This window comes from Pseudoxanthomonas sp. LjRoot206 (assembly GCF_056175725.1).
The window spans coordinates 656917-680836 of the sequence record NZ_JBGFFI010000001.1 but is presented as its reverse complement, the minus strand read 5'-3'; the positions used below and the strand labels follow the sequence as shown (position 1 = coordinate 680836).

Sequence of the window (23920 nt, the reverse complement as noted above, 5' to 3'; positions counted from 1 at the left end):
CGTCACGGCGGCGGCAGGATCTTCCAGAACATGCCGGTGCCCAGCTTCACCGACTGCAACGGCTTGCGTTGCGCGGCGGGCTGGTGGGCGCGGAACATCTCGCGGATGTCGCCCATCACCTTGTCCGATTCCATGAAGTAGGAATGCGCCAGCATGCTCTGGTCCACGCCCGATACGTCGATGGTGTCGACGCCGTTGACCAGCACCACGCCTTCGCTGGTATCTCCGGCACGCGGCCCGCGGTTCACCTGTTTGGACGCCTTCAGCGCCATGTCTTCGGACGACGCATACAGCGTGACCTGCCCGCTGGCCTGGCGCATGGCCGGCGCCAGGTCGGTGCGGAACACCTTGGCGTCGATATCCGGTGCGGCCAGGATGATGCCGCGGAAGCGGCCGCGCAGGTCGGGCCGCTTCGCCACCAGGTTGCGGATGGCCCGGGTCACGCCGCGCGTACCCATGCTGTGGCCGATGATGTACAGGTTCTGCGCGCCCGAGCGGTCGGCCATGTCGGCCAGGAAGCCCTCGATCAGTGGGACCGAGCGCGCGATGCTCTGCTCGTCGGTGAAATAGCCGGCCAGCGCAGCCTGCGACGGCCAGCTGTAGAACACCGGCGCGCCGTCGAAGCGCAGGTCGTAGGCCAGCTGCGCGGTGCGTCGCGCCGCGTCGCGGAAGCTGACGTTGTAACCGTGCACGAACACGAAGGCATTGCTGCCGCGCGATTCGCCCACGCGGCCGTAAAGCCTGGCGAAGAAAGGCTCGCGGGTGAGGCGGGCCACGTCCTGCAGGATCACATGCTGTTTAGGGTCTTCCTTGAACTCCAGCAGGTACCAGCGAGGCGATTCCAGTTCGCCGGCCACGTGCACCTTGGGAATGCTGATGCGCGCGGTGCCGTAGGTCAGTCCGCGCGCGATGCCGGCGGTGAAGCGGTCGCCCGGCGGCAGCGTGGCGAACGGCGTCGCCGGGACGCGGTTGGTCGCGTAGAACACGTCCACGTTGATGAAATCGGCCTTCGGCGCAGGTGGCGTGTCGCGCGGCGTCGGCGGCGGCGCCGTACCGGTCGGGGGTGGAGGCGGCGGGGGTGGAGGCAACGACGGGATGTCCCCCGGCGGCGGCGGCAGCTCGTGGATGACCCGTTTCGAACAGCCGGCCAGCACCAGCGCCACCAGCACCAGGCAAAGCATCCGCCGCATCGATCACCCCATGGAAGGACATCCAGGGCACCCGTCCCCGGAGTGCCCGACGTTTCGATGGTATAGCAGCCCTTGCAGCACGCGCGAGCATCCCGCCCGCGCACCGCACCGGTTCGGCAGGCGCAGGCATTGCCCATAAGCCCTTGAAACATGGCCGTCCCACGGGGCCACTGCCCCCGGATGGCGGATGCGGGCTATCGTGTACGCCTGCGGACGGCCTTCGGGCCCACGCCTCCCTTCCCCTGCCGAGTACCTCCCTTCATGCCGAAACCCAACTACTCCTTCGAGAAGCGCCAGCGCGAACTGGCCAAGAAAAAGAAGAAAGACGAGAAGGACGCGAAGAAGCGCGCCGAACGCGACGCTGCCCGTCCCGAGGCTGATGCCGACACGGCCGACGCCGATCCTGCCGAGTCCGACACCGCGGAATGACGGAGGCGGTTCCCGTCGCCCAGGTCTGGGTGGACGCCGATGCCTGCCCTGGACCGGTGAAGGAGATCCTGTTCCGCGCCGCCGAGCGCGCGCAGGTGCCGGTCACCCTGGTCGCCAACCAGTGGCTGCGCACGCCGCCCTCGCGTTTCATCCGCGCCCTGCAGGTGCAGGGCGGCTACGACGTCGCGGACGACGCCATCGTCGAGCGCGCACAGGCCGGCGACCTGGTGGTCACCCAGGACATTCCGCTGGCGGCGCGCGTGCTGGCCAACGGCGCGCAGGCGATCAATCCGCGCGGCGACCGCTTCACGCCCGACAACATCGCCGAACGCCTGTCGATGCGGAATTTCATGGACGAGCTGCGCGGCGCCGGCGTACAGACCGGGGGGCCGGCCGCCTTCAACGCACGCGACCGCCAGGCCTTCGCCAACCAGCTCGACCGCTGGCTGGCCGCGCGCCGCTGAGCCTGCCATGCCCGATGTCGAGATCCGTGCCCCGCTCCACCTGCTGCTGCACGTCGTCGTGCCACTGGTGGTCGCTCGCTTGGTCTGGCCCAAGGACTGGAAGCGTGCCGCGCTGTGGATGCTGGCGGCATGGGTGATCGACCTCGACCACCTGCTCGCCGAACCCATCTACGCGCCCGGACGCTGCAGCATCGGTTTCCATCCGCTGCACACCTGGCCGGCCATCGTCGTCTATGCCGGACTGGCGTTGCCTAGAAAGACCCGCTGGTTCGGCATCGGCCTGCTGATCCACGTGGTGCTGGACGGCATCGACTGCCTGCTGATGTAGACGGTATCAGCGCAGTCGAGGAGGCAGCGGCCCCGAAGTCACACGCGCAGGCTGCTGGCAGTTCCGCCCGTAGAACACGCGCAGCGAGGAACTCGCCTCCGCCAGCACGACATCGGGACAGCCATCGGAGTTGACGTCGCCGATGGCGAAAGAGTTGTCGAAGTAGAAGTTGTTGGTCCACAAGCCGTTGTCTTCGGTCCAGTGGTAGACCGGCGGTGCGAATCCTGAAGGTCCCTGGAGGATGTACGCCATCTGGTCGTAGCTGTTCATCATGGTGACGATGTCCGGATACCCATTGCCATCCAGGTCTGCCACCTGCACCGCGCCAGGACGTTGGTAAGTCCCAGGAAACTGCACGAATTCCTCTCGGGCGAACGTATTGTCCGCGCCGCGATAAAGGACATGCACGCCGCGCGAAGGGGTCAGCGCGTTCCCCTGATCGGATACCACGAGATCCGGTCGTCCATCGCGATTCATGTCGGCCACCGTCACGCCGTAAGCAGGCCAGGCCTGGCTCGATGGCAGGCCGATCTCGATCTTGTCGAGCAATCCTCCCAGCGGATTGCCGGGATAGACAAAGACCCGCGACCATCCTTGTCCGTTGGTCATGACGACATCGGGCGTACCGTCTCCGGTGAAGTCGGAGATCTCCAGCGTGTTGTAGCCGGCCAACGGCGTGCTGAGTGGCGTGCTGCCACGGAATCCTCCTCTTCCATCGCTGAAATAGAGCTCAGCGCCTTCTCCCCAACTCTGCGCGAACACATCCCGATGCCCGTCGCCATCGAGATCGATGGCGCCAAGCGAAAGAAGACGGATACGTGCCGCTCTGCTCTCGGACGTGAAGGCCTGTCCTGATCTCTTCAACACGACTATCGAACTTTCCGTTCCCATGACGATCTCGGGCAATCCATCGTTGTCCAGATCGACGACTTCCAGACTTCCTCCCCGGGCGGAATAGATCGGAAATCGATACTCCAGCGGTACGGCGAGGGTACCGTCTTCCTCCTGCGGATGGATCCGAAGCACGAGTTCGCTGAACGTCGTCGCGGTCATGACGATGTCGTTTCGGCCGTCGCCCGTCACATCCGAAACGATGACCTGTTCGGGCACGAAACTCGCGACCACGGGCGATACGATGAGCCGCTCGAAGTGGAAGCCCGTCATCGCGCTCAATTCGGGCGACCGCTCCATGGCGGCAGTGCGGCCAGCAGGAGGGGCCGACAGCACAGGAGCCGACGTAATCGCAGTCCAGAACAGCGGCGCTGCGCCGGCAGTGCTCTCGTCTTGGGCAGCGTGCTCCATGCCACCTGCGCTTGCCTCGGCGTGTCGCGTCCGCAGGTCCTGCAGATCCAGCAACCAACTCAGGACCAAAAGCACCAAGCCACCCACCAACCAGCCCGCAATGACCTTCAGGACGTCCACGCCTGCCCCCTCAGCGCTCCATTGCCTTGCAGGATCCCACGCGGCGACAACGCCCGCAATGTCGCTGCAGCATCGGCTTCCATCCGCTGCGCACCTGGCCGGCCATCGCCGTCTATGCCGGACTGGCGTTGCCTGGAAAGACCCGCTGGTTCGGCATCGGCCTGCTGATCCACGTGGTGCTGGACGGCATCGACTGCCTGCTGATGTAGCGCGTCATGCCCGCTAGGTGCGAACGGCAGGCATGCCAAGGTGCTCACGCAGGAGATGCAGCACGGCTTCCGCCGCGTCCCGCGAAGGAAGATCGTCGGTTTCGAACACGGACCTGCGATCGGGAACGATCCAGCGCGACCGAGTCACCGCCGCCCCGGCCCGCGGACGCACGGTGACGCGCCAGCGCTCCGGCATGTCGGACTGCACGAGATGCAGCACCTGGATCGAGGCGACCGTGGCGGCGGTCAGCCGGATCTCGCCCTCGCGTCCCCACGCCCTGCGGTGGATCACCAGCGCCTTCGGCGGATACTGCCAGCGCTCGCGCGACTCGGCCGCGAGGGACGCCACGATCAGCAGTGCCGCGGCGCCGATGCCGCCGCAGGCGATCAGCACCGCTATCAGCGAGAGCGGATCCAGCTGCCACGGTGCGCGCCACAGAGCGCGCACCGACCAGGCCAGCAGGACGATGCCCGCCGCCATCAGCACGAAGCGGTGCGTCCTGGGCGTGACGCGGTCGATCTGGGGTAACGCAGCATTCGGCATCGCTGGCGTCCTTGCTCCGGTGTGCACCCTCCAGTTCGCATTCGGCATCGCCTACAGGGCACGCTGCCCGGTGGCTCGACCTGACCCGCCTGTTCAGGTCCGGAGGGCCGCAGCGGGCGGGCATCGGCCCGAAGGCGTACGATGAAGCCGTTGTGCCGTCCTGCGTCCCGCCGACCCTTGCTGTCGCCCGCTGCGCTGTCCTCCACGCGTCATGCCGCCCAGCAATGACGCCCTTCCGGGAGCGCCCCATGCAGGGTCATCGGTTCCGTATCTCGCTCGTCGCGTTCTCTCCCCTGCATCCGCGCTGCGGGGCGCACGCATGAACGCCGTCGCCGTCCCGCTGTGCGAGCGCTGCGATGCCGTGTGCTGCCGGTTGACCGTGGTGCTTCAGCCGGAGGATCGCATTCCCTCTCACCTCACCACGCATACCGATGCCGGCCTGCACGTGATGGCGCGCGACGAGGAAGGCTGGTGCGTGGCGATCGATGCCGCACGCATGTGCTGTTCGATCTACGAGACGCGTCCGGAGATCTGCCGCCGCTTCGTCATGGCCGGCGCCTACTGCCGCGACGTGCGCGCCGACTACCTCGACCGCACGTCACGCGGCATTCCGCTGACGCTGTACTGAAGCCACGCTGGCAGCCGCCTGATCCAGGTCAACGAAACGCAGGTCGCATGGTCTCCGTCGTCCCCCGGAAACACCTGGTGCCCACTCCATTCGTCGACATCGACGCCGTTGTCGCGCAGGCCCTTTGCCTGGAGGTGGCCGACTTCCGTCCCTGATGGATACCTGCTCCGACCCTTACGGCATTCACGCACGCAGTGGCACACCGTGCGAGCCGGAAGCAGCGGGTCGCCGGCAAGCGACGGCATCCGCGACATCGCTCTCCTCGCGACGCCGCGCAGTGCCTTGCCTCTTCGCTACGCGAACACCGGCTCCAGCATCCGGAACGTTCCCGCGTCGGCGTCCATCTCGACCTTGCCACCCACCGGCACGATGAACTGCTGGCGGATGTGGCCGATCATCGCGCCGCGGTAGGCGGGGATCTTCAGCGGTTTGAAATAGTCGTCGAAGATCTCGGGAAGCGTCAGCGAACCGTAGCCGCCGCCGGGATCGCATTCGGTGCACTCGCCGAAGATCACGCCCTTCACCTTGCCCAGCGCGCCCGTCAGCCGCAGCGTGCTGAGCATGCGGTCGATGCGGTACGGCGCCTCGGACACATCCTCGAGGAACAGGATCTTGCCGCTGAAGTCCGGCAGGTACGGCGAACCGGCGAGTGCGGTCAGCACGGTCAGGTTGCCGCCCACCAGGTCGCCCTGCGCCTTGCCGCCGGTGATGGTGACGGTGCGATTCTTGCGCTGCACCAGCTCGTCGCCCTTGTCGGTGCTGTTGGCGTACTGCATCTGCTCGCGCTGGAAGAACACGCGGCGGAACTGGTCGGCGTTGAAGGTGTTCCAGCTGCCGATGCCGATCGGGCCGTGGAAGCTGACCAGGCCGGCCTGCGACAGCAGCGCGTTGTGCAGCGCGGTGATGTCGGAATAGCCCAGCAGGATCTTCGGGTTGCGGCGGACCGCGCCGTAGTCGAGCAGCGGCAGCAGGCGCGCGGCGCCGGAACCACCGCGTGCGCAGATGATCGCCTTGACGTCGCGGTCGGCGAACATCGCATTGAGATCGCCGGCGCGCTCGGCATCGGTGCCGGCCAGATGGCCGCGACGGGATGCGAGATGCGGCGCGACCTTCACCTTCAGGCCCAGCGCCTCCATCGCTTCCTGCGCAAGCTGCAGATCGAGCGGCTCGTCGGTCGCGGCGGACGGACTGACGAGGGCGACGGTGTCGCCGGGATTCAGCGCCGGTGGCAGCAGGCGCGCACGCGGCGTCGCGGCGGAGGCGGTGGAGCCGACCGCGAACGGCACGGAGGATGCCGCGGCCATCAGTGCCGCGCTGCCAAGGAAATGTCGCCTGTTCATGCCACCTCGATTGGACATTGCATGGATCGGGCCTTCATCCTAACCGCTGCGACCCGGCGGACGCATGCACCGTAGGTGTCCCCTGGACGCCGGCATTGCCGTGAAGCTCGGTAGCCGCCCGAACACGCGAAGGAAGGGAAGCCCATGGCCAGGATCCAGCGACCGTTCTATCCGATCATCTACGTCCGCGGCTATGCGATGACGAAGGATGAGGTCATCCAGACCACGTCCACGCCGTACATGGGCTTCGAGGCAGGCTCCACCAAGGTCCGCCAGGCGCAGGACGGGCGCATCGTGAAGTTCGTGTTCGAGTCGCCGCTGGTGCGGCTGATGAAGGACTACGACTACCGCGACACCTACGCCGCCGGCGCGGAGAATACCGGCAAGCTGCCGCCGCGCAGCATCGTGATCCATCGCTACTACGACGCCGCCGATCCCGCGTTCGGCGACGGCAAGGCCCTGTCGATCCCCGACGCCGCCAAGGCGCTGGCCCAGCGCATCGTCCAGCTGCGCGAGCGCATCTGCGGCAACAACGAGGCCGACCGCAAGGCGTTCCGCGTCCACCTGGTCGCGCATTCGATGGGCGGCCTGATCTGCCGCTGCCTGCTGCAGAACCCGGAGATCGCCACCGCCGAGGTGCGCGGACTGGTCGACAAGGTGTTCACCTACGCAACCCCGCACAATGGCATCGAGATGGGCGGCATCAACGTGCCCAGCCTGCTGTCGATCAACGACATGAACAACTTCAACCGCGGCGTGATGGCCAAGTATCTGAAGGTGCCGAAGGACCAGGTCAACACGCTGGGCGACTCGGGCTTCCCGCCGGAACGTTTCTTCAGCCTGGTCGGCACCAACAGCCGCGACTACGCGGTCGCGCACGGACTGTCGTCCATGGCCGTCGGGCAGATGAGCGATGGCCTGGTGCGGATCGAGAACGCCTACGTGGCCGGCAGCCCGCGCGCCTTCGTCAACCGCAGCCATGGCGGCTTCTTCGGCATCGTCAATTCCGAAGAGGGCTACCAGAACCTGGTGCGCTTCCTGTTCGGCGACCTCAGCGCCACCGGCCGCCTCGACATCACCGCGCTGCCGTTCCCGCCGGAGATCGAACAGGCGCGCAAGCGCGGCAAGAAGATCGCGTCCTCGTACTACATCGAGACCACGGTGGCACCGCGCGGCGCCTATACCTATCAGCTGACCTCGCGCACCCAGGCGCACGAGAGCGCGGTGCGCCGCGAGTATGCGGAGCTGTTCGGCCCGGACGGCAACCTGATCCGCAACGCACGCTCGCCCACGCTGTTCTCCGTCTACCTGGACAGCTCGAAGATCACCGCCGGCAGCGAGGTCTCGTTCTCGATCGACCTGGCCGTGTCGACCGCCGGCTACGAGGTGGATGGCGCGCTGTTCCTCAAGCAGCACATTCCCGGCGAGTACCTGTTCCGCGACACCCTGGTGCTGTTCGCCAAGCGCAACGACGACGGCAGCTGGGCGCTGCGTTACGTGTGGGCCGACGAGCACTGGGCCACCGGCCCCAAGGACGCCGCCGAACTGACTCGCATAGGCAAGAAGGCGGTCGGCACCGCGCAGCCATCACCGTCCGTCTACACGTTGCCGGTCGCGTCCAGCAAGGGATTCACCGCCGAGCTGAACATCGCGCTCGCGCCCTGGACATAGTTCACGGGCGCGTGTCGATTCCTGCGACCGCCATTCGTCGCAGGGGAAAGGCGGCCATTCCGGCTTGCCGGGAAACACCCCATGAGCAGACTCATCGCGGCCGTCATGGTCAGTCTCGACGGCGTCATGCAGGCGCCGGGCGGCCCGGACGAGGACCGCAGCGGCGGCTTCGCCCACGGTGGCTGGGTATGGCCATACGCCGGCGAGGACGATGCGATGGACGGCCTGTTCGCGCAGCCGTTCGCGCTGCTGCTGGGGCGGCGCACCTACGACATCTTCGCCGGCTACTGGCCGCAGGTGCCCAGCGATGCGCCGCATGGCGGCATCGCCGATGCGTTCAACGGCGCCACCAAGTACGTCGCCACCCACCGGCCGGACACGCTGGACTGGTCGCACAGCCACGCGCTGGGCGCGGACGTCGCCTCGGCCGTGCGTGCGCTCAAGCACCGCGACGGACCGGACCTGGTCACCCAGGGCAGCAGCGAGCTGCTGCACCAGCTGCTCGCCACCGACCTGGTCGACGAACTGCGCCTGCTGGTCTATCCGGTGCTGCTGGGCCGCGGCAAGCGGCTGTTCGACGACGACACACGGGCCGCGGCGTTCCGGCTCGATCACGCCCGCACCACCGCCGCCGGCGTGGTCGTCAGCCGCTACCTGCGCGATGGCGACGTGCGCACCGGCGCGTTCGCCGACGACTGACCGCAGGCCACTGTTTCACCCGAAGTTGCCACCCCGGGGCGCGATGATCGCCCCACCCTTCCCTGCCTCCATGGAGTACACCATGACCCCGAAGAACACCCTCTGCCTCTGGTACAACAACGACGCCGAGGAAGCCGCCCATTTCTATGCGAAGACCTTCCCCGACAGCGAAGTGAAGGCCGTGCACCGCGCGCCCGCCGATTACCCGTCCGGCAAGGAAGGCGACGTGCTGACGGTGGAGTTCACCGTGTACGGCATTCCCTGCATCGGCCTCAACGGCGGCGATGCGTTCAAGCACAGCGAGGCGTTCTCGTTCCAGATCGCCACCGACGACCAGGAAGAGACCGACCGCCTGTGGAACGCCATCGTCGGCAACGGCGGCCGCGAAAGCGCCTGCGGCTGGTGCAAGGACAAGTGGGGCCTGAACTGGCAGATCACCCCGCGCGTGCTGACCGACGCCATGGCCAACCCGGACCGCGCGGTCGCCAGGCGCGCCTTCGAGGCGATGATGACGATGCAGAAGATCGACGTCGCCGCGATCGAAGCCGCCGTACGCGGCTGAGCGCGGCGCACCCGGGCGTCAGCGCCGGCAGGTGTTGACGCCCAGCAGCCGGTACAGCGGGCAGAAACTGAATAGGCCAGTGGCCAACGGCACCACGCCCAGCCATGCCCATCCCGGACCACCGATCAGCGCCCATGCGATCAGCACCGCGCCGATCACCACGCGCGCCCACTTGTCGAAACCGCCCACGTTCGCGTTCATGGCTCAACCTCCTGACAGGAGTCTGCAGCGTCGCGCGGGCGCAGTACGCGCGCATTGATCCCGATCAACCCGCCGGCGTGAAACCGCCGAGTTGCAGGTGAACGGCCAACGCCTGCCGCACACGCTCGGCATAGGCCTGGGACCCATAGCGCCCCGCATCGAACACCCCGCCCGCCCCCGCGATCGCGGCCAGTCCGGAGACCGTCGGCTTCGGCACGATGACCACCTGCCACGGCGCGTCGTCGTGGTCGGCGTCCTCGCTCCTGCGCACCTCGATGGCGGCCACATTCGCGCTACTCAGGCGCGTGGTGGTGTGGCGACCCCAGGCGCGGCGCTGGACGAGGACGGTGCGTGGCGGATACGTCCACACATCGCCCCAGCCCGACAGGCCGGCGCGCATGAACTGGAAACCGACGTAGCCCGCGCCGCCGATGATGATCGCGAACACCGGCGTGGCGATGTTCGGTGGCCACAGACCGCGACCGAGTTCCCACCATGGCATGACGACGGCGAATGCGCCCGCGGCGACGCAGCCCACGCGGATCGGCCACGGGAATTCGCGGCGCACCAGCGGCAGGTCGGCTTCGAAGACGTCGGCATCGTCGGCAGGCATGCCGCATCGTAGCCGGAACCGGCGGCGCCATCGCCGCGCGCCGCGTAACGATTTTGCAACGTTCGCGGCATGACCTCTGCGCCATGGACCGCGCGTATCGCTCTGTATACTCGGTACGGCATGGCGGGTGCCCCTTCCCGCCTCGAATCACGGAGCGATGTCATGGGTCTTGTACAGGCGGTGGTGGGTGCGGTCGGTGGCGTGCTGGGCGACCAGTGGAAGGATTTCTACACGGTGCCGGCAGGCCTGCCGTCGACGGCGGCGCTGTTCGCCGCGGTGCCCCAGGGCACCAATGCCGGGCGCGGGTCCAACACCAGCGGCTCGACCAACATCATCACCAACGGCTCGAAGATCGTCGTGCCCGAAGGCTACGGCCTGCTGCTGATGCAGGACGGCGCGATCACCGCGTTCGTCGCCGAGCCGGGCGGCTACGAGTGGCACTCGGACGACATCAACTCGAAGTCGATCTTCGCCGGCGACGGCATCGTCTCGACCTTCATCACCCAGAGCTGGGAGCGCTTCAAGTTCGGCGGCCAGCCGGGCTCGCAGCAGGCGGCGTTCTTCGTCTCGCTGAAGGAACTGCCGGACAACCGCTTCGGCACGCAGTCCGAGATCTACTGGGACGACGGCTTCCTCAACACCCAGGTCGGCGCGGTCACGCGCGGCTCGTACACGCTGAAGATCGTCGACCCCATCCTGTTCGTGAAGAACTTCGTGCCGGCCAAGTACCTCGCCGCCGGCCAGGTGTTCGACTTCACCGACCTCGACAACGCCGCCGCCACCCAGCTGTTCAACGAAGTGGTGGGTTCGCTGGCGCCGGCCTTCAGCCTGTACACCAACGATCCGTCCAAGGGCAACCGCATCACCAAGCTGCAGCAGGATTCGCTGGGCTTCGCGCAGAGCCTGTCGGCGGCGGTGGAACAGGGCTACCAGTGGAGCTCCGACCGTGGCCTGGCCATCGTCAAGACCGCCATCGTCTCCATCGAGTACGACGCCAATACGCGTGAACTGCTGAAGACCGTGCAGCGCGCCGATGCGCTGTCCGGCGCACGCGGCAATTCCAACCTGCAGGCCAGCGTCGCCCAGGGCATCCAGTCCGCCGGCGAGAACGGTGGCGCGGCGGGCCTGATGGGCGTGGGCATGGCCACCGGCATGATGGGCGTGGGCACCCTGCAGCAGCCGGCCGCGCCCGCAGCGCCGGCCGCGGAGGATCCGGTCGCCAAGCTGAAGAAGGCCAAGGAGATGCTCGACCTCGGCCTGATCACGCAGTCCGACTACGACGCGCTGAAGGCGAAGGCCCTGGGCCTGTAAGCGGACGCACGCATGTCCACCCCGCACCGTCCGGCGCCTCCGCCGCTGCCGCCGGTGCCTCCTGCGCTGGGCTCCGGCTCGCCGCAGGAGGTGCCACCGTTGCCCGGGAGTTTCCCGGTCGATCCCGCCACCCTGCCCGACGCCATCCGTGAGGAAATCGAAGCGCCCGATCCGGTCGCCATCGATACCGCCGCGGCCGAGCTGAAGGACGGGCAGAACCGCTGCCCGAAATGCGGCGCCACCGACATCCGCCACAAGCTGGGCAGCGACGTGCTGGTCTGCCTGTACTGCCGCAACGAGTGGGTCGGCGAGCGCGTCGAGGAAGCGTTCGGCTTCGGCGAAGGCATCGCCGACCTGCGCGGCACCGTCGTCGCCTCCGGCGCGCGCGACATCCAGGCCGACGCCGCCGTCCTGATGACCTTCAAGTGCACCGGCTGCGGCGCCGAGGTCACGGTGAACACGCAGAACGCCATGACGGCGCGCTGCCACTGGTGCCGCCACGTGTTCGGCGTCAACGAGCAGATCCCCAACGGCGCCGTGCCCGACGCGGTGCTGCCGTTCCACATCAAGAAGGACGACGCGGTCGCGCGCATCCGCCAGTTCGTCGACAAGCGCAAGCTGTTCGCACTGAAAGCGTTCAAGGACGAGTTCTCGCCGGAGAACGTGGTCGGCGTGTACCTGCCGTACATGATCGTCGACGGCAACGCGAGCGCGGCGGTGGCCGGCAAGGGCGAGATCCAGACCCGCAAGTACACGCGCGGCACCGACAAGGACAAGAAGACCTACTACGACGCCGACATCTACCGGGTGGAACGCGCGGTGGACTTCACCGTCGACGACCTGCCACTGGAATCCTCCCGCGAGCGCGGCAACCTCGACAGCAAGGTCAACACGCAGAACATCATCAACACCATCCTGCCGTTCGACACCAAGAACGCGGTGAAGTGGAACGCCTCCTACCTGTCCGGCTTCACCTCGGAGAAGCGCGACACCGACGTGGAGCAGCTGCGTCCGCGACTGGAAGACCAGCTGCTGTCGATCGCGCGAGCGCAGGTGGAAAGTTCGGTCGGCCGCTACGATCGCGGCGTACGCTGGGAGCAGGAACGCCTGGACGTGCACGGCACGCGCTGGGTGTCGATGTACCTGCCGGTCTGGCTGTACTCGTACCACCAGCCCGGCAGCAACGGCGGCATGCTGCACTACATCGCGGTCAACGGCCGCACCGGCGAGACGATGGGCAGCGTGCCGGTGCAGCAGTGGAAGCTGCTGCTCACCGCGCTGACCGTGGGCACCTTCCTGGAGGGCATCGCCCTCTGGATCATCTGGGCCGGATCATGAGCGACCACACATGAGCGACGACAACGGCCTATGGCTGCTGGCCCTCGGCCCCACCGGCGCCGCGGCGCTGTACTGGGCCATCTACCGCTACTACCGCAACACCGACAAGTCGCATGCCTTCGAGCATGAGACCGACATCGAGGCCAAGCCCGTGACCGGCGACGACCGCAAGATCGACACCGTCACCGGTACCCAGCGCACCCGCATCGACGGCGACAACGTCCGCGCCTACCGCCAGCGCGTGACCCGCATCCGCGACGACGGCGGTTGATCCCGCCGCACCCGGCTGTTCCCTTCTCCCCGTGTAAAACGGGGAGAAGGTGCCGAAGGCGGATGAGGGGCGCTCTCCCGTCCGCCTACGCGAAACATCTCCCGCGCACTCACTGCAGCTGCATCGCCGCCCGCAGTCGACGGTCGACGGTCGACGGATGCACCGCGCACGATGCAACACCGCGCCCGCCCCTCATCCGCCCTCCGGGCACCTTCTCCCCGCACGCGGGGCGAAGGGGAAAGCGGCACCTCCCGCGCTCGCACCCTCCCGTATCGGGGCGGAAAAGCCGCGGCGCCCACCGTTCCCTTCTCCCCGTGCACACCGGGGAGAAGGTGCCCGAAGAGCCTGCCCCGTACTTGATACGGGGGCGGATGAGGGGCGCTTTCCCATCAGCGCACCCAATGCGGCTTTCACGTTCGCGGCCGTCCCCCGTCCACCCCGGTTGCACTCCGCTTCCCCAAGCCACGACGTTCGGACGAGGCGGCGTCACGCTTCCGCGATCCCAATCCCTGCACACCCCGCCGCTTTCGGTCACACTGCCCGCCCGTCGCGGCCCCGACCGCGCCCCTGCAAGGATGCCGTGAAAACCCCTGCCAGCCTGCTGATGCTGATCGACGAAGGCGTCATCGACGAGGTGCTGCGCCCGCTCAAGAGCGGCAAGGAAGCCTCGGTGTACGTGGTGCGCGCGGGCGACGACGTCCGCTGCGCGAAGGTCTACAAGGACATGGCGCAGCGCAGCTTCCAGAAGCGTGCGCAGTACCAGGAAGGCCGCAAGTCGCGTGGCAGCCGCGAGGCCCGTGCGGTCGCCAGCGGCAGCCGCTACGGCCGCAAGCAGCAGGAAGCCGAATGGAAGAACGCCGAGGTCGACGCGCTGTACCAGCTGCGCGAGGCCGGCGTGCGCGTGCCCGAGCCGTACGGCTTCTTCCACGGCGTGCTGGTGATGGAACTGGTGACCGATGCCGAAGGCTTCTCCGCCCCGCGCCTGGGAGAAGTCGAACTGACCCCGGAGCAGGCCCGCGAGTACCACGCCGTGCTGGTGCGCCAGGTCGTGCGCATGCTGTGCTGCGGCCTGATCCACGGCGACCTGTCGGCGTACAACGTGCTGGTCGGCCCCGACGGCCCGGTGGTGATCGATTTCCCGCAGGTGGTCAGCGCCGGCGGCAACAACGCCGCGCGCACCATGCTGCTGCGCGACGTCAACAACCTCACCGCCACGCTCGGCCGCTGGGCACCGGAGCTGCTCGACACCTGGTACGGCGAAGAGATGTGGGTGCTGTTCGAAGCCGGCACGCTGCTGCCCGACACCCCGCTGACCGGCCAGTTCACCCCGGACGAATGCAGCGTCGACCTCGACGGCGTGCGCGATGCCATCAACGATGCGCGTGAGCTGGCACTGATCCGCCAGCAGGGCCGCGAGGCGCAGGACGAGGATTGATCGTCACGTAGGGCGGGCTCAAGCCCGCCATCGCGCGCAAGGACGACGTCCGTAGCACCGATCGAAGCGAACTGCACGATGCGTTTGGTCTCAGCCCCAAGACCTACGCGCGCCTGACCCGCTTCGCGCAGTCGGTACGCGCCACACAATCCGCGGACACCATCCACTGGTCCGCCATCGCCGCCGACAACGGCTACTACGACCAAGCCCACCTGATCGCCGACGTCCACGCCGTCGCCGGCAGCACCCTGCGCAGGCTGCTGGAGGAGTTGCGCGGGGATAAGGGCGAGATCGCCGGAGCCTGAGCAGGTCGTTCCCTTCTCCCCGTGAACAACGGGGAGAAGGTGCCGAAGGCGGATGAGGGGCGCTTTGTTGTTCGCGCACGCGATGCCCGGCGCGCGATGTTCGTAGGGCGGGCTCAAACCCGCCATCCGACTAGCGAACGATGAGGCGGTAACGGCGATTCAATCATCCACATGGCGGGCCAAGGCCCGCCCTACCGTGTCGACGCGCACACCCGCCGTCGAAAATCCCTAGACCTGCCGCCCCGGCGCCGGCTGCACGTCGCGCTCTTCGGCGACCGGTTGGCGCACGGTCTGCGGTTCTTCCCGCGCCCGGAACGCGACTGCTTCCGGCGACTGCGCGTACTCGCGCATGACGCGATCGGCCCCCGCCTCGTCGCCTGCGACGACCGCCGCCAGCAGGCGGTTGAGGTAGGGACTCTCGAAGGTGGGCGTGTCGGCGCGCGCGACCTCGCGACGCTCCGTATCCGGCAGCGGGTTCCGGTCGATCACGCCGGCATCGGCGCGCAGGTTGGGCGTCCTGGGATCGACGCGCAACAAGGTCTCCTGTCGCCCGTTCTCGTCGATGGTCAGCGTCGTCGTGCCGTCGGCATTGCGCGTACGCGTCACGTCGTCCGGATCGATGCTGCGCCATTGCCCGCCGATGTACGCCTGGCCCTCGCCGTTGCGGTTCCAGTGCACGAAATCGTCGCCCGACACATAGAAGCCCGCTTCCCGGCGCCCCTGCGCATTCGGTTGCGGATTGCCCTCGGCCAGCGATCCGCCCCGGTCGAGCGCTTCGATCATGCGGCGCGAGCCTTCCGGCGTGAGGAACAGCGAGCGCACCGTGTCGTACTCGTGACCGAGGTCGGGATTCTCCGCATTCGGTTGATGCGCGGCGACCGGCCCGATCAGCGGGTTCGCGCTGACGTTGGCCCATGCCTGCGACAACGGACTGTCCGCGTTGGCGCCGCGCAGGGCATTGAGCACCTCGATGCCGCGCAGCGTGTTGTCCGCCCCGCTTTCCAGATAGTCCGCATTGCCGTTGCGCTGGTTCGGCAGGAAGCCGTCGATGGCGGTCTTCACCTCGTCCGGCGAGGTCAGCGTGCCCGCTTCGATCTGGTCAAGCAGCCCCGGCCAGCGGTTGCGGCCCGCCTGGTTCTGCAGCTTCATCATCATGCCCGCCAGTTCGGCCTGGTCGTCACCGGTGCTGGTGCGGTACAGATCCGTGCGCTGCAAGCGTTCCAGTGCCGAATCGCGATTGCCCACCACCTCGTCCGTGGCGGTGACGCCGTTGACGTGCTCGGTGTCGAGTCCGTGCACGAACGTACGCCCCGCATCGGAGGCCAGGAAGCGGTTGATGGACGCACGGTCGATGTCGACCGCGTTGTCCGCGCGCATCTGGCGCCCGGTGCGCTGCAGCGACTGCAGCGTGGCGTCGTAGTCGTTCTGTCCGAGTTCCAGCGTGGCCCGGTCCGGTTGCGTGGCTGCCCAGGTCTGGTAGCTGTCCAGCAGGTCGCGCGCCACCTCGGGATGCTGGCCGAGATCGATCTGCAAGGTGCCGAACGAGTAACCGCTGTTGGCCACCGGCTCCATGCGCCCGCCGGCGCCGACGTTGCCGGCGAAGCTCAGCCGGTAGGCGACGTCACGGCCGGCGATGCTGCCTTCCGAGGTGACGCCGACGGCGAAGTACGCCGCGGCCTGCAGCTCGTTGTCGGTCAGGGGATTCGGATTGGTCATGATCCCGCTCCTTTGGGTGCCACGTCAGGGTCGCGCGCCAGGCATTCCTGTACCCATGGTTGCGCCTGCAGGGCGTCGCGCACTTCGTCCGGCAGGACCACGGACTGGTAATCGGCGAAGCAGCTGCCGTCGGCGCGCGTGCTGTCGGAAAGTTTGCCGTCGCAGAGCCGCAACGGTTTGTCGATGGTCTGCCAGCCGTCCTCGCATTCGGTGTCGGTCTCGGAACCGGGGCGACCGCAGACATGCGTGCGTCGTGCCTCGGTGGGCGACGTCGCGCGCGCGATGACCCTGCCTTCGTATGCGTCGTTCGTGGCGAGGTAGGACCACGTGCCGCAGATGCGGTCGCCCTGTTGCATCAGCACGTAGCGGCTGCATTCATCCGGCGAGGTCGTGCCTTCGCACGCCTCCCATTGCCCGGCAAACGCACCGCTCGCTTGCGGTGCTTTAGGTACTGCGTCGGGCACTGCGGCCACTTGCGCCGCCACGGGTGACGCGGACGCCTCCGCTTCGCTGCCCGCCTGCCCGTTGCTGACGCCCGTACAAGCCACCAGACCCAGCAACACCACCATCATCGAACTACGCATCCAGAATCCCTCCCGACCGGCGTTGTCCGATGCTACGACGCGACTCCATCACCGACAACCACATACATTCATTGACGTGATGAGCCGCTTCAGATTGAGGATGCTGACAACGCGTGCTGACACGCGTTGCTGCATGCGTCTACCACGGTGAATGTTGCTCCCTCGCGAGCACAACACACGCATGCGCACTTCCCTTCTCCCCGTGCAACGGGGAGAAGGTGCCAAAGGCGGATGAGGGGCGCTGTTCCGTCTGCGCATGCGCTGCACGCTGCCCCGGGTGCGCTGCGCTTACCCGGGCTACGACATGCAAGCGTCAGCGGCCGAACAACCTCATCGCATTCCCGCTGCGGATCTTCGCCTTCTCCTCATCGCTCAGATCGAGGCGCTCGAATGCCTTGACCGTCGCATCCAGCCCGATCTGCGGGTAGTCCGAGCCCAGCAGCACGTGGTCGAGGCCGACGTTGCGCAGGGTCCAGAGGAATTCTTCCTCGACCGGGGAGTCGGCGACCACCAGCACGGTGGCAGAGATATCGAAGTAGAGGTTCTCGAAGCCGAAGCCGTCGGCGGTGCGGGCCAGGGCGAGGATGTTCCAGAAGCGGAAGTTGAGGCCGCCGATGTGGGCGAGGATGAAGTTCGTCTTCGGCACGCGCACCACCAGGTTGAACAGCTTCTCGCTGTCGCCGGGCAGAATGTTGGCGTTGTCCATCAGCACGGTGATGCCGAGTTCGCCGGCACGTCGCGCGAGCGCTTCCACGCGCGGGTCGGACACGTCGAAGCCCTGCGTGTGGGCGTGGATCTTCAGCACCTTCACGCCTGCGGCGGCCACGCGCGCAAGTTCATCCATCGCGGCGTCGCCGTCGTAGGGGTGCACGGTGGCGATGGGCAGCACGTCGGCATGCTGCTTCGCCAGCGCGATCACCTCGTCGTTGCCGGCGCGGATCTTCGCCAGGTCGCCCTGCCGGGCCTGGTGCGGGCCGCCGAACCACATCACGCCGATGCCGGACAGCTCCAGCCCCGCGGCGCGCACGTCGTCGCGGTACTGCTGCAGCGAGGTTTCGCCGTCGCGCAGGTGGACGTGCACGTCGAACACGGGGTTGGCGGCCAGGGCCACCGGGGAGATCAGGCACAGCGACAGGACCAGCGCACGCAGCATGGCGTCGTCTCACAGCCAAGGGGATGCGTGCATGGTGCCATGCGCCGTCCCGACCAACGGCGGTTGACACATTTCGATGTTTAGCTAACCATCGCATCATGAGTCAGGTCTTCCGCGCCCTTTCCGATCCCACCCGCCGCCAGGTGCTGCAGTTGCTGCGCCAGGGCCCGATGAGCGCGGGCGAGCTGAGCGACCAGTTCGACGTGTCCAAGCCGACCATGTCGGCGCACTTCGCGGTGTTGAAGGAGGCCGACCTGGTGCATGCGGAAAAGGTCGGCAAGTCGGTGATCTACCACCTGAAGCTGTCGGTGCTGGAAGACGCACTGCTCGGCTTCGTCCATTCGTTCGGTGCGGGCGGTGCCGCACCAAAATCCAAGAAGGGAGCTGCGAAATGAACAAAGAAGTGATGACCAGTCTGGCGTGGGGTATCGGCATCGTGGTGCTGGCGCTGTGTGCGACGTTCGCGCGGTCGCGGGGCTATATCGACAGCGAGATGGTGGACCGCATCGTGATGGGGGCGATCGGGTTGATGGTGGCGTGGTTCGGCAACCAGATGCCGAAGCGGTTCGTGCCGAGTGCGCGGGCGCGGCAGGCGCAGCGGTTCGCGGGCTGGTCGATGGCGCTCAGCGGGCTGGTCTATGCCGGGTTCTGGATCGCGGCGCCGAAGGACGTGGCGGTGGCGGGCGGTTCGCTGGCGATCCTGCTGGGCATCGGCGTGACAGTGGCCTACTGCCTGTCGTTGCGGAATAAGGCGCGAGTGTCGGGGGCCTGAGGCAGGTGTCGGCGGGCCGGTTTGCCGGCCGGCGCGCAGGGGGTCCGGCGGCGATTGGATCGTTTCGGGTCAGCGCTGAATGTTTTCGATGCAGCGCTGGATCGTTTCGATGCAACGTTCGATCGTTTCGATGGAACGTTGGATCTTGGTGTTAGACGACTGCATCGTTTCGATCCAACGTTGCATCGTTTTGATGCAACGTTGGGTCTTGGTGTTAGCTGAGCCGATGGTTTCGATGCAACGTTGGATCGTTTTGATGCAACGTTGGGTCTTAATGTTAGAAGAGCCGATGTTTTCGATCCAACGTTGGATGTTTTCGATGCAACGGCGGATGTTTTTGATGGAACGTCGGGTCGCCGAGATGGACGGCGCGCCGACCAACGAGCCACCGGGTGGCTTTGTGTGAGACGCGCCAATGCGGATCGGTCGGCAGGACGCGGATGCGTCACGCGTGCAGGTGCGTTGCCCGTGTCGCGTGCGGAGATGGCGAGGCGGCGGGCCGAGGCCCGCCCTACGTGGCGTCTGGCGCGCGCTCAGCGGCAGATGAAGAAGCAGCCCAACATCGACTTGTCCAGGCTCACCTGCATCGCTTCGCCCTCTTTCAGGTGCACGGTCTTGGAGAAGGTGGTGTTCTTCCTGACGTCCTCGAACCAGTAGGCGACCTGGTCGTTGGAGCCGATGTACCGGTTGCCGGCGTATACGTCGGTGCGGCCGGTCACCTCGCTGCGGGTGACAGTCTCCTTGTAGGAGAAGTCGGCGATCAGCAGGTACTCGCCGGGCGGCAGCCGGGTGAAGCGGAAGCCGCCCTGGTCGTCCAGGATGGTGGCGAACATGAAGTGTTTGGCGATGCGCTCGGGAATCTGGTCCGGCCGCTTCTGGCTCTGCTTGACCGTCTCGAACCACTGCTTGAACTCGTCGCTCATGTGGATCAGGCCGACCCGCTGGCTGCCCTTCGGCGGGTACTGCTTCTTGGCCAGCAGCGCACCCTTGAAGAACGCGTTGCCGGCGATGGAGCCGGTGCCCGTCAGGCGGATCTCCGAGGTCGCCTCGGCCAGACTCTTGCCGCCGGTGAAGCGCTTGCCGGCCAGGCAGTCGAGCATCGCGCTGCGCGCCTGGTCCAGACCGTCGTAGGACAGGCCGAACACGTCCACGCCGTCCACGCGCGCGGTCATGCCGGTTTCCTTGGCGCGCATGGAGGCCATGGTCTGTTTCAGGTCACCGACGGGGATCATTACGAAGCCGCCGCCCTGGCCCCCGGCGGGCGGCATCAGCGCGCCGCGCATCGTGGCCGGCGGCAGGCCGTCCTGCTGCACCTGCACGCTGACCTCGCGGGCGGCCGGCGATGCGGCGACGCGCGGGCCGTGCAGCAGGATGGCGCCGCTGGGCGTTTTGGCGCTGGGGCCGATCAGGGCGAGTTGCGACTGGTCTTTCTTGGCGGAGGTGAAGCGGGCCACGCAGCCTTGGCCGGGCGTGCCCTCGGGCTGCTGCAGGAACCAGGCGCCGTCGGTGTTGCGGGTGATCAGGCGGCCTTCGTCGTCGGCGGCGCGTGCCGGGGCGGTGAGGCCGAGGGTGACGGCCAGCAGGGTGAGCAGTGCGGGGGTCAGGCGGCGAGGTGTCATCACGGGCGTCCGGTGTCCAGGTGAGCGCGAGTGTGACAACTCGGCGGAGGGGATACGAGTGACGTTCGTCCCACGGACGGCGGCGGTCGCCGGTGCGGTAGCGGGATGCGGTGGGACGGTGTCCCCGCGCGCCTCCGAATAGCTCCGCTGCCCCGCCGCGGGGTCGCGCGTGACCGGCGGCGGGCCCACACTCGTGGTCCCGCTGTGCGCTGACGAGGTCCGATGGATGGCACGCCCCGCCACTCCTGCTGACGGCTCCCGGCTCCGGCGCTGGGCGCGGGCGCTGAAGGCGAAGACGCTGGTGGTCTATCGCGTGGCGCGCGATGCGCGCACGCCGTGGTACGTGCGTGCGCTGGCGTTCGCGGTGGCGGCGTACGCGTTCAGTCCGATCGACCTGATCCCGGACTTCATCCCGGTGCTGGGGTATCTGGACGATGTGATCGTGGTGCCGCTGGGGGTGATGCTGGTGCTGCGGTTGACGCCGGCGGATGTGATGGCGGAAGCGCAGGTGCGTGCGGAGGCGGTGGTGGCGCGGCCGTTGAGTCGGGGGATGGCGGGGGTGGTTATCGGAGCTTGGGTGGTGGTGGCGGGGTTGGTGGGGTGGATGGTGTGGCGGGCGTCAGGCGAGTGAGGCTTTCCCTTCGTTGGCGATGCGGGCGGTGACGTCCGGGTGATGGCGGTAGTCGTCGGCGTTCTGGCGCAGGTCGTCCCAGCGTTGGTGGTCGTCCAGCAGGGCGGCCAAGTGCAGGGTGAGGTGGAGGACGCGGTCGCAGGCGTCGGCGGGTGTCAGCCGCATCAGCAATTGGGCGGTGCAGTCCACCAGGCAGCGGGCCAGGTCCAGGCAGTCCTGCCCTTTGCGCTGGGCGGCGGTGGCGATGCGGTCCAGGTGCTCGGCGGGCAGCCGGGCGAGGACGGAATCGGGGTCGTCACCGCCCTCGCCTGACAGCAGGTCGAGGATGGTGGTGAGTGGGGTGTCGGCGACGTTGAACGTCGCGGCCGCTTCCCGCGGCGGTGTTTCGATCTTCATTCCTTTGCTCCTGCCCACCAAGAGCGGTGGGTCGCGGAGCAAAGGTCGGATGAAAGTGGGGTGGCGTCTACTACGAAGTTCGTAATGAACTGAATTCACACTCCCATAGCACCAAATGTATGCCGACTCCCAAGCCAATTAATCGACAACCACGTTGTACATGTGCTCCACCCGGAGTTTATTGATCTCACTCATCCTAGCCACCCTCTTCAGCGCCAACACACCCTTCTCGCCAATAGACGCATAACGCGCATCGGACTTCTGAGATCTAAGAAAAAGTATTCCTTTTCGAATTTTCGTTGGCAGATCATCGGGCTCCGATTGCATCCATTCAAACAAATCATTCTCTGCGCAAGCTTCCAGCACTTTAATATCTTCCTCAGACCAAGACCTATCTACCGCAATTCGATGCAGCGCGGCATCAATGGTCGGAAGGACTTTTGCGGAATTCCTCACTTCGGCAACCAGCGGCCGCATAGCCGCAGACTTAAAATCTTCAAATGGCCAGTCTTCAAGAGCTGCGGACTCGATCCCCGGCCTCGCGGCATTTATATAATTTTTAGCTAAAGAATCGAAATCAACACCCAGGTCTTCCAGAGCAACAAATGCACTATCCACTTCCCGCGGAGAAAGAAGCTCCAAATTCTTCGATATAGCTCCCGTCAGGGAAACTACGAAGCCTGTTTGATCCGGATCAAGACTATCTGCGTACAAGCGCCATGCACGCCTCAAATCCTGAGAAGCCTCCAACTTCCTCAGATCCGAACTCTTAGCTTCTACATCTTTAGTTATAGAACCGGGCAACCATATGCCGGTGCGCAGATACTCCACTAGCACCTTATCATAAGGCTCAGAAGAGAATTCCAGCGATGCCGCAGCAGTCTCCCAATTGACCTCCCACTGCTCTTTGTCCTCGCCTTTTTCACCAAAAGACGACGCCATCCATGACACCTCTGAAGAAAGATAAGAAAGGCGATCTTGCGGAATGCCCGCCGTCGAATCGTATTTAGCCCAAGTTAAAATGGCTATGTGCTTAAGGACTTCCTCCCTCACTTCCTCATTGACGGATTTGATATCCGGCCAAATCTGATCCACTAAAAACGCATATCTATTTACAACTCTTATATTGGATATTCCAAGCTTCTCAAGAATACTCTCTGAAATCGCACGATGCTCACAACCTTCTGGCAAGCCAATCCTTGCGATATCCAATGGACTTCTCGTAAAAAGAAGCTCCAAGTCAAAAACTTTCTCCTTGTAGTCATCCAGAAATTCTCGATCCTCTTTTCCAAGCGCATCTTCATTGCAGACGACAATAACCTTACAGGATCGCTTGGAAGAGAGATCAACGACAACACCTAGAGCATCCTTCAACGAAACCCCGTCAGACTTCCTCTCGAGATCGTCGATAACCACCAAAAAGCTATCTACCAATCCGTAGTTCCCCTGACCTAGCATGCCGCCCAGCCGCCCAATCCATGGAACTTCGACTTGACCGAGCTTACTCCTCACCCATTCGATTGTTCTTCTGAACGAACTCTGCTTGAGATGCTTTTCTAACTGAATCATGCGATGAGCCGCCAAACCGAGGACTTTTCTTACATCCTCATCTTTACCAACTTGAATCGCTGAAGAAAAAATACCCCGCTGGATGTCAGATATATTTTGACTTCCGAACAACGAGATATCAGACCGAGCAACTAGCGCCGTATCGATCTGAAAATTATATTGATCAAGAAAATCAGTGACCGCGTAAGTTTTCCCCACGCCCCAAGCGCCACGAATCAGCATGGTTCGCTGAGTTTTGCTCGCCATAAAGCGAGACAACATTATTCCTATCGGGCTTTTGACGGGATCATTCCTTTTGCTATCCATTGCAAACACCCTTAAATGTTGAACACGCGACAGTGTTAAGCGCCATTGGCGACTAATCCCAAATAGCTCCCAAGTTACTAGCTTTCCTGATTGGCTTGCAGCTTTCCCGCCTTGTGATGCGTGCGATCGGTGAACCTCAGCACGCTAAGAACGCGAATGGGAGCAGGCTGCAATGGCCTTAAGGCTTTCGAAAAGGTAAGGTCACCTTCCCCCG

General features: G+C 65.7%; 27 protein-coding genes and 1 pseudogene. 16 read left to right on the top strand and 12 right to left on the bottom strand.

Translation table 11 applies throughout. The features are described 5' to 3' along the window. Positions 1-2: 2 nt before the first annotated feature. Positions 3-1190 (bottom strand): alpha/beta hydrolase, encoded by a 1188-nt coding sequence (locus AC04MD_RS03445; RefSeq protein ID WP_475495918.1) that lies wholly within the window; start codon positions 1188-1190, stop codon positions 3-5. A gap of 261 nt (positions 1191-1451) precedes the next feature. On the opposite strand from AC04MD_RS03445, the gene AC04MD_RS03440 reads away from it, so the two are divergent. Genes AC04MD_RS03440 through AC04MD_RS03430 form a run of 3 tightly spaced genes read left to right on the top strand, consistent with a single transcriptional unit; the run spans position 1452 to position 2411 of the window. Then, positions 1452-1619 (top strand): hypothetical protein, encoded by a 168-nt coding sequence (locus AC04MD_RS03440; protein WP_475495917.1) that lies wholly within the window; start codon positions 1452-1454, stop codon positions 1617-1619. Continuing rightward, positions 1616-2083, top strand: a complete 468-nt coding sequence (locus AC04MD_RS03435) for a YaiI/YqxD family protein (protein WP_475495916.1) — start codon at positions 1616-1618, stop codon at positions 2081-2083. Before AC04MD_RS03440 ends, AC04MD_RS03435 begins: the two co-directional genes overlap by 4 nt. A 7-nt stretch (positions 2084-2090) precedes the next feature. Further along, positions 2091-2411 (top strand): DUF6122 family protein, encoded by a 321-nt coding sequence (locus AC04MD_RS03430; RefSeq protein ID WP_475495915.1) that lies wholly within the window; start codon positions 2091-2093, stop codon positions 2409-2411. Between the two features lie 6 nt (positions 2412-2417). On the opposite strand, the gene AC04MD_RS03425 is transcribed toward AC04MD_RS03430, so the two are convergent. Beyond that, positions 2418-3833, bottom strand: coding sequence for an FG-GAP repeat domain-containing protein (locus AC04MD_RS03425; protein ID WP_475495914.1), 1416 nt, complete (start codon positions 3831-3833; stop codon positions 2418-2420). A 62-nt stretch (positions 3834-3895) separates the two neighbouring features. Between AC04MD_RS03425 and AC04MD_RS03420 the strand changes: the two are divergent. Then, a pseudogene (locus tag AC04MD_RS03420) lies at positions 3896-4042 on the top strand (DUF6122 family protein); the annotation flags it as partial. Between the two features lie 13 nt (positions 4043-4055). Here AC04MD_RS03420 and AC04MD_RS03415 read toward each other — a convergent pair. Further along, positions 4056-4586 carry a hypothetical protein gene (locus AC04MD_RS03415; RefSeq protein WP_475495913.1) on the bottom strand — a complete coding sequence of 177 codons (531 nt, stop codon included), beginning with the start codon at positions 4584-4586 and terminating at the stop codon, positions 4056-4058. Between the two features lie 319 nt (positions 4587-4905). Between AC04MD_RS03415 and AC04MD_RS03410 the strand changes: the two genes are divergently transcribed. Beyond that, positions 4906-5214 carry a YkgJ family cysteine cluster protein gene (locus AC04MD_RS03410; RefSeq protein ID WP_475495912.1) on the top strand — a complete coding sequence of 103 codons (309 nt, stop codon included), beginning with the start codon at positions 4906-4908 and terminating at the stop codon, positions 5212-5214. A 293-nt stretch (positions 5215-5507) separates the two neighbouring features. Here the strand turns inward: AC04MD_RS03410 and AC04MD_RS03405 are convergent, their stop codons facing one another. Then, positions 5508-6554, bottom strand: coding sequence for a S66 peptidase family protein (locus AC04MD_RS03405; RefSeq protein WP_475495911.1), 1047 nt, complete (start codon positions 6552-6554; stop codon positions 5508-5510). A gap of 144 nt (positions 6555-6698) precedes the next feature. On the opposite strand from AC04MD_RS03405, the gene AC04MD_RS03400 reads away from it, so the two are divergent. The 3 genes from AC04MD_RS03400 to AC04MD_RS03390 all read left to right on the top strand — a co-directional run bounded on the left by AC04MD_RS03400 (position 6699) and on the right by AC04MD_RS03390 (position 9486). Continuing rightward, positions 6699-8225 carry an esterase/lipase family protein gene (locus tag AC04MD_RS03400; RefSeq protein WP_475495910.1) on the top strand — a complete coding sequence of 509 codons (1527 nt, stop codon included), beginning with the start codon at positions 6699-6701 and terminating at the stop codon, positions 8223-8225. 81 nt (positions 8226-8306) lie between these two features. After that, on the top strand, positions 8307-8924 hold the full coding sequence (locus tag AC04MD_RS03395) for a dihydrofolate reductase family protein (RefSeq protein WP_475495909.1): 618 nt from the start codon (positions 8307-8309) through the stop codon (positions 8922-8924). An 82-nt stretch (positions 8925-9006) separates the two neighbouring features. Beyond that, positions 9007-9486, top strand: coding sequence for a VOC family protein (locus AC04MD_RS03390; protein ID WP_475495908.1), 480 nt, complete (start codon positions 9007-9009; stop codon positions 9484-9486). Positions 9487-9504: 18 nt separating this feature from the next. Here the strand turns inward: AC04MD_RS03390 and AC04MD_RS03385 are convergent, their stop codons facing one another. After that, positions 9505-9687 carry a YgaP family membrane protein gene (locus AC04MD_RS03385; RefSeq protein WP_475495907.1) on the bottom strand — a complete coding sequence of 61 codons (183 nt, stop codon included), beginning with the start codon at positions 9685-9687 and terminating at the stop codon, positions 9505-9507. 64 nt (positions 9688-9751) lie between these two features. Continuing rightward, positions 9752-10300: a hypothetical protein gene (locus AC04MD_RS03380; RefSeq protein ID WP_475495906.1), complete on the bottom strand. Its 549-nt coding sequence runs from the start codon at positions 10298-10300 to the stop codon at positions 9752-9754. Between the two features lie 162 nt (positions 10301-10462). On the opposite strand from AC04MD_RS03380, the gene AC04MD_RS03375 reads away from it, so the two are divergent. The 4 genes from AC04MD_RS03375 to AC04MD_RS03360 all read left to right on the top strand — a co-directional run bounded on the left by AC04MD_RS03375 (position 10463) and on the right by AC04MD_RS03360 (position 14655). After that, positions 10463-11611 (top strand): SPFH domain-containing protein, encoded by a 1149-nt coding sequence (locus AC04MD_RS03375; protein WP_475495905.1) that lies wholly within the window; start codon positions 10463-10465, stop codon positions 11609-11611. A 12-nt stretch (positions 11612-11623) separates the two neighbouring features. Then, the gene (locus AC04MD_RS03370) at positions 11624-12949 is read left to right on the top strand and encodes a TFIIB-type zinc ribbon-containing protein (protein WP_475495904.1); all 1326 of its coding nucleotides are present in this window, start codon (positions 11624-11626) and stop codon (positions 12947-12949) included. A gap of 10 nt (positions 12950-12959) precedes the next feature. Further along, entirely contained in the window at positions 12960-13220 is a 261-nt protein-coding gene (locus AC04MD_RS03365) for a hypothetical protein (RefSeq protein WP_475495903.1), read from the top strand. Positions 13221-13800: 580 nt separating this feature from the next. Beyond that, positions 13801-14655 (top strand): PA4780 family RIO1-like protein kinase, encoded by an 855-nt coding sequence (locus AC04MD_RS03360; RefSeq protein ID WP_475495902.1) that lies wholly within the window; start codon positions 13801-13803, stop codon positions 14653-14655. 533 nt (positions 14656-15188) lie between these two features. Here AC04MD_RS03360 and AC04MD_RS03355 read toward each other — a convergent pair. The 3 genes from AC04MD_RS03355 to AC04MD_RS03345 all read right to left on the bottom strand — a co-directional run bounded on the left by AC04MD_RS03355 (position 15189) and on the right by AC04MD_RS03345 (position 18413). Continuing rightward, positions 15189-16676, bottom strand: a complete 1488-nt coding sequence (locus AC04MD_RS03355) for an XVIPCD domain-containing protein (protein ID WP_475495901.1) — start codon at positions 16674-16676, stop codon at positions 15189-15191. Beyond that, positions 16673-17248, bottom strand: a complete 576-nt coding sequence (locus AC04MD_RS03350; protein ID WP_475495900.1) for a hypothetical protein — start codon at positions 17246-17248, stop codon at positions 16673-16675. The genes AC04MD_RS03355 and AC04MD_RS03350 overlap by 4 nt, the downstream gene beginning before the upstream one ends. Before the next feature lie 325 nt (positions 17249-17573). Beyond that, on the bottom strand, positions 17574-18413 hold the full coding sequence (locus AC04MD_RS03345; RefSeq protein WP_475495899.1) for an amidohydrolase family protein: 840 nt from the start codon (positions 18411-18413) through the stop codon (positions 17574-17576). Between the two features lie 98 nt (positions 18414-18511). Between AC04MD_RS03345 and AC04MD_RS03340 the strand changes: the two genes are divergently transcribed. From AC04MD_RS03340 to AC04MD_RS03330, 3 genes are all read left to right on the top strand, one after another. Further along, positions 18512-18808, top strand: coding sequence for an autorepressor SdpR family transcription factor (locus tag AC04MD_RS03340; RefSeq protein ID WP_475495898.1), 297 nt, complete (start codon positions 18512-18514; stop codon positions 18806-18808). Beyond that, positions 18805-19185: a hypothetical protein gene (locus AC04MD_RS03335; protein WP_475495897.1), complete on the top strand. Its 381-nt coding sequence runs from the start codon at positions 18805-18807 to the stop codon at positions 19183-19185. The genes AC04MD_RS03340 and AC04MD_RS03335 overlap by 4 nt, the downstream gene beginning before the upstream one ends. Positions 19186-19273: 88 nt before the next feature. Beyond that, on the top strand, positions 19274-19591 hold the full coding sequence (locus tag AC04MD_RS03330) for a hypothetical protein (RefSeq protein WP_475495896.1): 318 nt from the start codon (positions 19274-19276) through the stop codon (positions 19589-19591). Positions 19592-19718: 127 nt separating this feature from the next. Here AC04MD_RS03330 and AC04MD_RS03325 read toward each other — a convergent pair whose 3' ends face one another. Then, entirely contained in the window at positions 19719-20804 is a 1086-nt protein-coding gene (locus AC04MD_RS03325; protein WP_475495895.1) for a carboxypeptidase-like regulatory domain-containing protein, read from the bottom strand. A gap of 226 nt (positions 20805-21030) precedes the next feature. Between AC04MD_RS03325 and AC04MD_RS03320 the strand changes: the two genes are divergently transcribed. Further along, positions 21031-21435 (top strand): YkvA family protein, encoded by a 405-nt coding sequence (locus AC04MD_RS03320; protein ID WP_475495894.1) that lies wholly within the window; start codon positions 21031-21033, stop codon positions 21433-21435. Here AC04MD_RS03320 and AC04MD_RS03315 read toward each other — a convergent pair. Together AC04MD_RS03315 and AC04MD_RS03310 are read right to left on the bottom strand one after the other, a co-directional pair. Further along, positions 21424-21831, bottom strand: a complete 408-nt coding sequence (locus AC04MD_RS03315) for a hypothetical protein (RefSeq protein WP_475495893.1) — start codon at positions 21829-21831, stop codon at positions 21424-21426. The two genes, AC04MD_RS03320 and AC04MD_RS03315, sit on opposite strands and share 12 nt — an antisense overlap. Positions 21832-21969: 138 nt before the next feature. Beyond that, the gene (locus AC04MD_RS03310; RefSeq protein WP_475495892.1) at positions 21970-23706 is read right to left on the bottom strand and encodes a hypothetical protein; all 1737 of its coding nucleotides are present in this window, start codon (positions 23704-23706) and stop codon (positions 21970-21972) included. Between the last annotated feature and the right edge of the window lie 214 nt (positions 23707-23920).